The sequence below is a fragment of the Mesomycoplasma hyorhinis ATCC 17981 genome, assembly GCF_000383515.1.
Taxonomy (GTDB): domain Bacteria; phylum Bacillota_I; class Bacilli_A; order Mycoplasmatales; family Metamycoplasmataceae; genus Mesomycoplasma; species Mesomycoplasma hyorhinis.
Genome location: NZ_KB911506.1, coordinates 1 through 8,083 on the forward strand (window position 1 = coordinate 1; position 8,083 = coordinate 8,083).

General features: G+C 26.5%; 5 protein-coding genes and 1 pseudogene. All 6 read left to right on the top strand.

The features are described from left to right. A pseudogene (locus F801_RS04150) lies at window positions 1-287 on the top strand (IS3 family transposase); the annotation flags it as partial. Between the two features lie 85 nt (window positions 288-372). Beyond that, a complete protein-coding gene (locus F801_RS0103895) occupies window positions 373-1,086 on the top strand; it encodes a GntR family transcriptional regulator (RefSeq protein ID WP_015084074.1) in 714 nt (237 codons plus the stop codon). 124 nt (window positions 1,087-1,210) lie between these two features. Next, window positions 1,211-3,229 (top strand): alpha-amylase family glycosyl hydrolase, encoded by a 2,019-nt coding sequence (locus F801_RS0103900; protein ID WP_020104686.1) that lies wholly within the window; start codon window positions 1,211-1,213, stop codon window positions 3,227-3,229. After that, window positions 3,216-4,859 carry an alpha-amylase family glycosyl hydrolase gene (locus F801_RS0103905; protein WP_014335437.1) on the top strand — a complete coding sequence of 548 codons (1,644 nt, stop codon included), beginning with the start codon at window positions 3,216-3,218 and terminating at the stop codon, window positions 4,857-4,859. Before F801_RS0103900 ends, F801_RS0103905 begins: the two co-directional genes overlap by 14 nt. Before the next feature lie 15 nt (window positions 4,860-4,874). Next, on the top strand, window positions 4,875-7,256 hold the full coding sequence (locus F801_RS0103910) for a glycosyl hydrolase family 65 domain-containing protein (protein ID WP_020104687.1): 2,382 nt from the start codon (window positions 4,875-4,877) through the stop codon (window positions 7,254-7,256). Beyond that, window positions 7,249-7,917 carry a beta-phosphoglucomutase gene (pgmB, locus tag F801_RS0103915; protein WP_013302017.1) on the top strand — a complete coding sequence of 223 codons (669 nt, stop codon included), beginning with the start codon at window positions 7,249-7,251 and terminating at the stop codon, window positions 7,915-7,917. Before F801_RS0103910 ends, pgmB begins: the two co-directional genes overlap by 8 nt. The last annotated feature ends 166 nt before the right edge of the window (window positions 7,918-8,083 follow it).

The window sequence follows — 8,083 nt, forward strand, 5'->3', positions numbered from 1 at the left end:
CACAATATCAACATAAACAATTTTCAGAAAAATTAAAACAAAAAGGAATAACTCAGTCCATGTCTCGAAAAGGAAATTGTTTAGATAATAGCGTTATTGAATCGTTTTTTGGGACATTAAAAAGAGAATGTTTTTATGGTCGCGAAAAAGAATTTTTAACTTTTAAATAATTTCACAAAGCAATTGCAAATTATATTTATTATTACAATTACAAACGAATTAAAGATAAAATAAAATGAATGTCTCCCATTAAATTTAGGGAAACATTCATTTCAAATTATAATTAATTAAAACACTCAAAAATTTTTCAAGAAAAGGGTATCACCTCATTTTTCTCTCATTTTTTTAATTAAAATTGTTAAAATATATGCTATGAATAATGAACAAAAATATGTTAGAGATTTTTTAAGCGCACAAGAAAATAACAAAGAAAACGCAAAAACAAAGACCAATTTAGTAATAGATTATCTGATTTCAATTATTAATTCCAAAAGAGGAAGATTAAACCGTCCTCTTCCTTCCGAACATGCACTAATGGATAAATTTTCTTGTTCAAGAACTGTTGTAATTAGAGTGTATCAAAGATTATTTTCCATTGGTGCAATTTATGCTGTGCCAAAAAAAGGTTATTTTATAGCTGAAAATTTTCACAATTTCATAAAACCCATTTCATTTTTACTGCATGTGGATAAAATTGAAGCAACACAAAAACAACAAAAAATTCCTCAATGATTTGAATCTAGAAAAATCAACTTTATTAATGGTTATAGATATTACGAAAAACAGCTTTTTAAAGAAGGTGAACATATAGCTGATGCAGAAGTTTTTATATCTGAAAATGACTTAGAAAAAGACGAAGTTTTGGACTTAAATAGACCACTAGTTGCGATCTTAAATGAAAAAAGTCAAATCAAAAATATTGTATATGAATTAAGATATGAAAAAGTAGCAAAATTTGGATTAGAAAATATGGTTGTAATTACCTTTTGAGGTTATGACAAAATAGGTGTTTGCATAGCTGGAAAATACTATGTAAAACCAGAGCATTTTTTATTTTTTCACCAAGAATTATCTGTTCATTATTAAAACAATAATTTTTCTTTTTGCTTCATTTTTGAAGCAAAAAAGCTAATTTTTTTCTAATTTTTGATACATCAAGAATCCAGAATTTTTATAATTTACTACTTAGTTTTAAACTATAATTTTCAATGTGAAAAATAAAGCTTTTTTTGATGATTTTGATAAAGAATATTCGTATAAAAAATCTGATTTAGGTATCAAATTTTTAAGTAATAAAATCAGTGTAAAATTATGACAACCACTAGCTAAAAAAGTTGAAATTTTAATCTTTGATAAAAGTAATTTTTCAACTCCTGTAACTAGTTTTTTAGCAACAAAAAAATCTAATGTTTGAAGTGCTTTTATTCCTTTAAAATTTGAAGGATTATATTATCAATATAAAATATTTCATAACAAAAATAAAATAACTTTTGCTCTAGATCCCTATGCTATTTCACTTGCAACTTTTAACTGAGAAGAAGATGAAAATAAAGTAGGTTTTGGAGCTTTAATTAATATAAAATCCACTCTTGCTGGACAAAAACCTAAAAAACTTATTTATAAAAAAAATAATCACACAGATGCGAATATTTATGAGCTTCATGTTAGAGATTTTACTAGTTTAAAAGATCAAAACCTTTTTAAAAATAAACTAGGAACTTTTAATGCTCTAATTGAAGCTGATATTTTTTCTTATGTTAAAAAATTAGGTTTTACACACATTCAGCTTCTGCCAATTTGTTCAGCTTTTAGTGTTAATGATCAAGATCAAAAAATTATTTATAAATCACAAGCTAAAAAATGAAGTACAAATTATAACTGAGGATATGATCCACATAGTTATTTTTCAATTAATGGGATTTATTCTTCTGATTCAAGTAATCCTTATGCAAGGATAAAAGAATTTAGAAACTTTGTCAATCTAGCACACAAAAATGGTATAGGAATTATTTTAGATGTAGTTTATAATCATATGTTTACTAACAACATTTTAAACAACGTAATAAAAAATTATTACTTCAGAAATCAAGCCAAAATAAAACCTGTAAAATATCCGCCACTTGCTGATGAACGTTTTATGACTAAAAAATTAATAATTGATTCTTTAAAATATTTTGCTAAAGAATTTAATGTTGATGGATTTAGATTTGATTTATCTTGTTTTATGCATAAAGAAACCATTGATCAACTAACTCAAGAGCTAAGAAAGATAAATTCTAATATTATCTTGCACGGAGAAGCTTGACCTTTTAGTGATCTCGATTATGAAAAATCATATATAAAAGGAGTTAATTCTAATAATTTATCCTTTGCTTATTTTAACGATACTATAAGAAACAGCATTAAAGGTAGTGATGATCCAAGTGTAGAATCTGGTTTAATTATCAAACAAAATAAAGACTTATTTAAAAATTTTGTTAGTTCAATTGTAGGAAATATTCAAGATTATGATTTCAAAAATATTTTCCATGCTGCAAATAATTATTCTTTATGAGCTAAAGATATTTCAATGGTTTTAAATTACATTGCTTGTCACGATGGTTTTACTTTATGAGATAAAATCAATATAACTGCGAGTCAAAATTTATCTTTAAAACAAAGAATCGAAATTTATCGTCAAGCACTGATGATGAGTGTTTTTGCTCAAGGTAGACAATTAATGCTTGCAGGTAGCGAACTGTTACAATCAAAACCATGTGATCTTTCAGGTGAAGATTCAAATAGATGTGTTGTTTCTTCATATGATGATTTCAATGAACAACCAGATAATTTGTCTTATCATCCTAATTCTTATAAAACTTCAGATTATACAAATGGTTTAAAATGAGATCATTTAAAAAATGACTTAGTTTATAAATTTGTCTTCATTTTTATAGCTAAATTAAATAAATTTAGAGCTAGAACCAACTTTTTTAGACTAGCAACTAATCAAGAAATTAAAGATAATTTAACCTTTTTAAAAGTTGATAAAAATAAGGCAATAATTAGTTATCAAATCAAGCAAAATCAAGAAGTTGTCGAAGTAATACACAACTTCTCAAAAGAAAATTTTAATTATAATGTGTCTTTAAAAGATAAAGTCTTATTTTCTTCAAAAATCAAGCATAAAAGGGGAATTTTAGAAGCTAATTCATCCATTTTAATAAAGAGATATAATGAAAACAATTAAATTAGAAGATAAAATAATTTATCAAATTTTTCCACGTTCATTTTATGATTCAAACAATGATGGTAATGGTGATTTAAAAGGTATAACTTTAAAATTACCTTATTTAAAAAAATTAGGAATTAATGCTATTTGACTTTGTCCAATTTATAAAACTGATTTTGTTGATGCAGGATATGATGTTTTAGATTATAAATCAGTTTGAAAACAATTCGGTAGCTTAAAAGATTTTAAAGAACTAGCAACACAAGCCAGAAAATTAGGTATTGATATCATAATGGATATTGTTTTAAATCATGTATCCAATAACCACAAATGATTTAAAAAAGCTTGTTTATCCACTCAAAATCTCGAGCATGATTATTTCATTTGAAGAGAAAAACTAACAAGTGAAGAACAAAAAGCAACAAGTATTTTTGGTGGTTCAGCTTGAGAGTATGTTCCTAGTGTTAAAAAATATTATTTTCATTTGTTTTCTAAAGAACAAGTTGATTTGAATTGATCACATCCAAACACTATTAAAGCAATGGTTGATGTTATTAATTTTTGATATAAATTAGGAGTTAGAGGATTTAGACTCGATGCTATTAAACATGTCTCAAAAACCTTTGAAAATGTAGATCAAAATCCTTATTTTGCTTGAAATGTAGGGGCTGTTGAGTATCTAAAAACATTTAATAAATTAGCATTTTCTGACAAACCAGATGCTTATACTTTAGGTGAAGCTTCTGGTATAACTGCTGATGAAATTTTAAATTACGGAGCTGGACAAAATCAAGTTTCACAAAATTTTTACAACTTTTCTTGATGATGAATTGGCTGAGGTAAACAAACAGGAAGAAATGGTTTTGATGCTAATTGAGATTACAAAAACTTTATTATTCAACAACAACCTTTTCAACATAATCAACAAATAAAACCTCATATGTTTACTAATTTTTTATCCAATCACGATACTTCTAGAAGTGTATCTCGCTGAGGTGATGAAAATATTTTTAGAGAAGAATCAGCTAAAACACATGCACTAATGCTCTTTGTTTTAAAAGGAATTCCTTGCATTTATTATGGTGAAGAAATTGGGTTATTAAATACTCATTTTGAAAAAAGAAGTCAATTTAGAGATGTAGATATTTTTAATGGATTTGCTTCTTTAGTAGACAAAGAAAAAATTTATAGTGAAGATGAATTTTTCAAATATATGAATATAAACTCACGTGATGCAGGTCGTTCTTTAATGCAATGAGATAGTTCAACAAATGCTGGATTTAATCTTTCAAAAACACCTTGGTTAAAAACAGGAAGAAGATCAAGCAAAATCAATGTTGAAAAAGCATTAAAAGATCGTGATAGTATTTTTTACTTTTATCAAAAGCTAATTAAGATAAGAAAAAAAGAATTTCACGATGTTTTAATATATGGAACATCTGAGTGTCAAGTTCTTGATAATGGATTAGTAATGATTAAAAGAAGCTATAAAAATGAAGCAATTATTGCTTATTTAAATCTAACTTCTAAAGAAATTAAAGCTCAATTCCACAACAATTTTCAACTACTTAGTTCTTATAAAGATAAAAAAATTGTTAAAAGTGTTTTTAGGCCTTTTGAGTCTATTTTAATAAAAAAACAACTATAAATTAAAGGGAATATCATGTCTTATTTAAATTATGATCTTGATAACAAAAGAGTATCACAAGTCAAGTTCAATAAAGCTCTAACAGCAAAAACTGAATCTATTTTTAGCCTTGCAAATGGTCACATGGGAATTAGAAGTGCAGATGAAGAAAGAACTTCTTATAACAAAGAAGGATTTTATGTCAACGGAATTTTCAATCAAGATACAAAATTTGATGTTCCCGAACTTGTAAACTTAGCTGATTTAATGAGCACACCCATTATAATTGAATCAGAAGAATTTGAAGTTAAAACTGAAGATAAATACAACAAAACTCTTTGAATTAGAGATGGTTTTTTAGAAAGAAATCTAGAAATAAGAAGAAAATACGGGAAATTTTTATTACATTTTGAACGTTTTGTTTCTCATGACGATAGATATGTGTATGCACAAAAAATAGAAATAAAAGTTGAACAAACCACCAATAACCAAGAAGTAGAAATTATTTTAAAACCAGCCATTAACGCCCAAGTAACAAACACAGGAACTCAACACTTTGGTGAAGGTTTTAAAACTCGACCAACAACAGAATCAATTCAAATGGAACAACAAACTACTTTTTCTAAACGTTGAGTAATTCACAATTTGATTTCTAAACTTTATTTAAATGGTCAACAAATTAAAGGCGTAAATGACAACTACATTGTTGAAATGAAACGCCGTTATTTAGGTTTTAAAATAAAACTTAAAGTAAAACCAGGTGATGTTATAGTTTTAGAAAAACTAATGTCAGTTCATAGCTCTGTAGATGGAAAACATAGTCTTTTAGACAAACAACAAGTAAAACAAAGAGCTGATGAAAAACATCAATTACTACTAAATTCACGTTATAAAACATTAAAAAAAGCTTCAATTGAGAAGATGCACCAAAGAGTTTGAAATCAATTTTTTGTTCAAATTGAAGGTCAAGATCAACAAAGTAAGTATGATTTACTAGCTTTGGATTTCGCTATTTTTCATCTAAATGGTTTTGTCCCAAGACATTCAACAAACATGAACGTTGGTGCAAAAGGTCTATCCGGCGAAGGTTATCAAGGACATACTTATTGGGATACAGAATTTTTTATCAATCCTATTTATCTTTTTAATGAACCAAAAATTGTGAAAAACCTTTTAACTTATAGATATAAAGGAATCAAAGGCGCAAGAGCCAAAGCAAAAGAAGTAAAAGAAAGACAACAAGAAAGCAACTTAGAAGGAGCACAATTTCCTTGGGAAATGGCTTGACCAACAGATGGTGAAGTTTGTCCTTATTGAGGTCAAGTTGATGTAGTTAGTGGAAAACAAGTTCCAATTGCTTCAAGAAGACAAGAAATTCATGTATCAGCTGATATTGCTTATGCTGTAAATCAATATTATCAAATTAGCAAAGATGAAGAATTTATGAACAAAATGGGTTATGAAATGATAATTGACACAGCTATTTTTTATTCTAATCGAGCTGAATTACAACTAGATGGTTCATTTGCTATTTTAGATGTTATGGGGCCAAATGAATATAAAGGAAACATAGATAACAACGCTTATATTAATATGTTTGCTAAACAAAATATTGATTTAGCTTTGAAATATATCAAACTCTTGAAGAAAAATAAAGTAAAAATCTGAGAAAAAATCAAGCAAAAAATTCCTTATCCGATTAATGAGAAAAAACTCAAACTTGTTTCTAAAAAATTAATTCAACAACAGCCAAATAAAGACTTAATCATTGCTGAAAATGATCAGTTTTTAAAACTGGATAAAATTGATGTTCGCCCTTTTCAAATGTTAGGTGATGCTGGTAAAAAACTTTTTTCAACTAAAGAGGGACACAAACGTTTAGCTTCTCAATTAGTCAAACAAGCTGATGTGGTTTTATTATTAAATTTACTTCCACATCTTTATAATGAAGAAATAAGAAGGAAAAATTTCAATTATTATGAAGAAATTACCACTCATGATTCTTCACTTTCACCAGCTACTTATACTATTGAAGCAGCTAGATTAAAAATGGTTGAAAAAGCTTACCAACTTTTTAAATACGGAATAAATATTGATCTTGGACCACAAATGAATACTTCAGATGCTGGAATTCACGCTGGTTCACTAGCTGCTATTTATCAAATGATAGTTTTTGGCTTTGGTGGACTAGATTGACATGATGATAAATTATTTTTAGATCCAATTTTACCTTCTGCTTGAGATAAATTAGTTTATAGATTTTTATATCAAAATTGTTTATTTGAAGTTAGTGTTAATAAAGAAAATTTTTCAATTAAAAACATTTCTCAAAAGGAATTTAAAGGATTTATTTACATTAATAAAGTGCCAACTACTGTAGAAAAACAAGCAAAAACTTTTGAGGTAAAATATGATTAAAGGCTTTATTTTTGATTTAGATGGTGTAATTACTGATACAGCTGAATTACATTTTATAGCTTGAAAAGAAATAGTTAAAAAATTAAATATTGATTACAAAAAAGAAGATAATGAAAAATTAAAAGGTTTATCTCGTTTAGATACTTTAAAAGCAATTATTAATATTTCAAAAAACAAACTTGCTTTAACAGATGAACAATTAGCAAGTATTTGTGAAGAAAAAAATGAATTTTATAAAAAACTTTTACAAACACATATTAATAAAAATTCTTTATTAGAAAATATTTTTAGCTTCATTTCTAAAGCAAAATCAAGAAATTTAAAATTAGCGATTGCTTCAAGTAGCCATAATGCACCAACGATTTTAGAAAAATTAGAAATTAAACATTTCTTTGATTTTATAGTAAATCCTGCAAATGTTAAAAATGGAAAACCAGCTAAAGACATTTTTATCCAAGCAGCACAAGGACTAAATTTAGATCCAAGAGAATGCATAGGATTTGAAGATGCTCCTGCTGGAGTTATGGCTATTAAAAATGCTAATATGATTGCAGTTGTAATTTCACAAGAATTAGATCCTACTTTTAAAACAGCTGATTTAGTTGTTAAATCCACAAAAGATTTAGATTTGGATTTTATTATGCAAAAATTTGCAAAATAGCTTTAAAAATAAAGAAAAATATAATAAAAAACTGCGAGTGAGCAGATCCTCTTTTCTTAGAAAAATAGAAAGGGGGATTTTTTATGAAATATTCATTAGAATTTAAATTAGAATGTGTAAAAAAATACAAAAAAGGAATTGAAATTAAAAAGCCTGATTTTGCTAA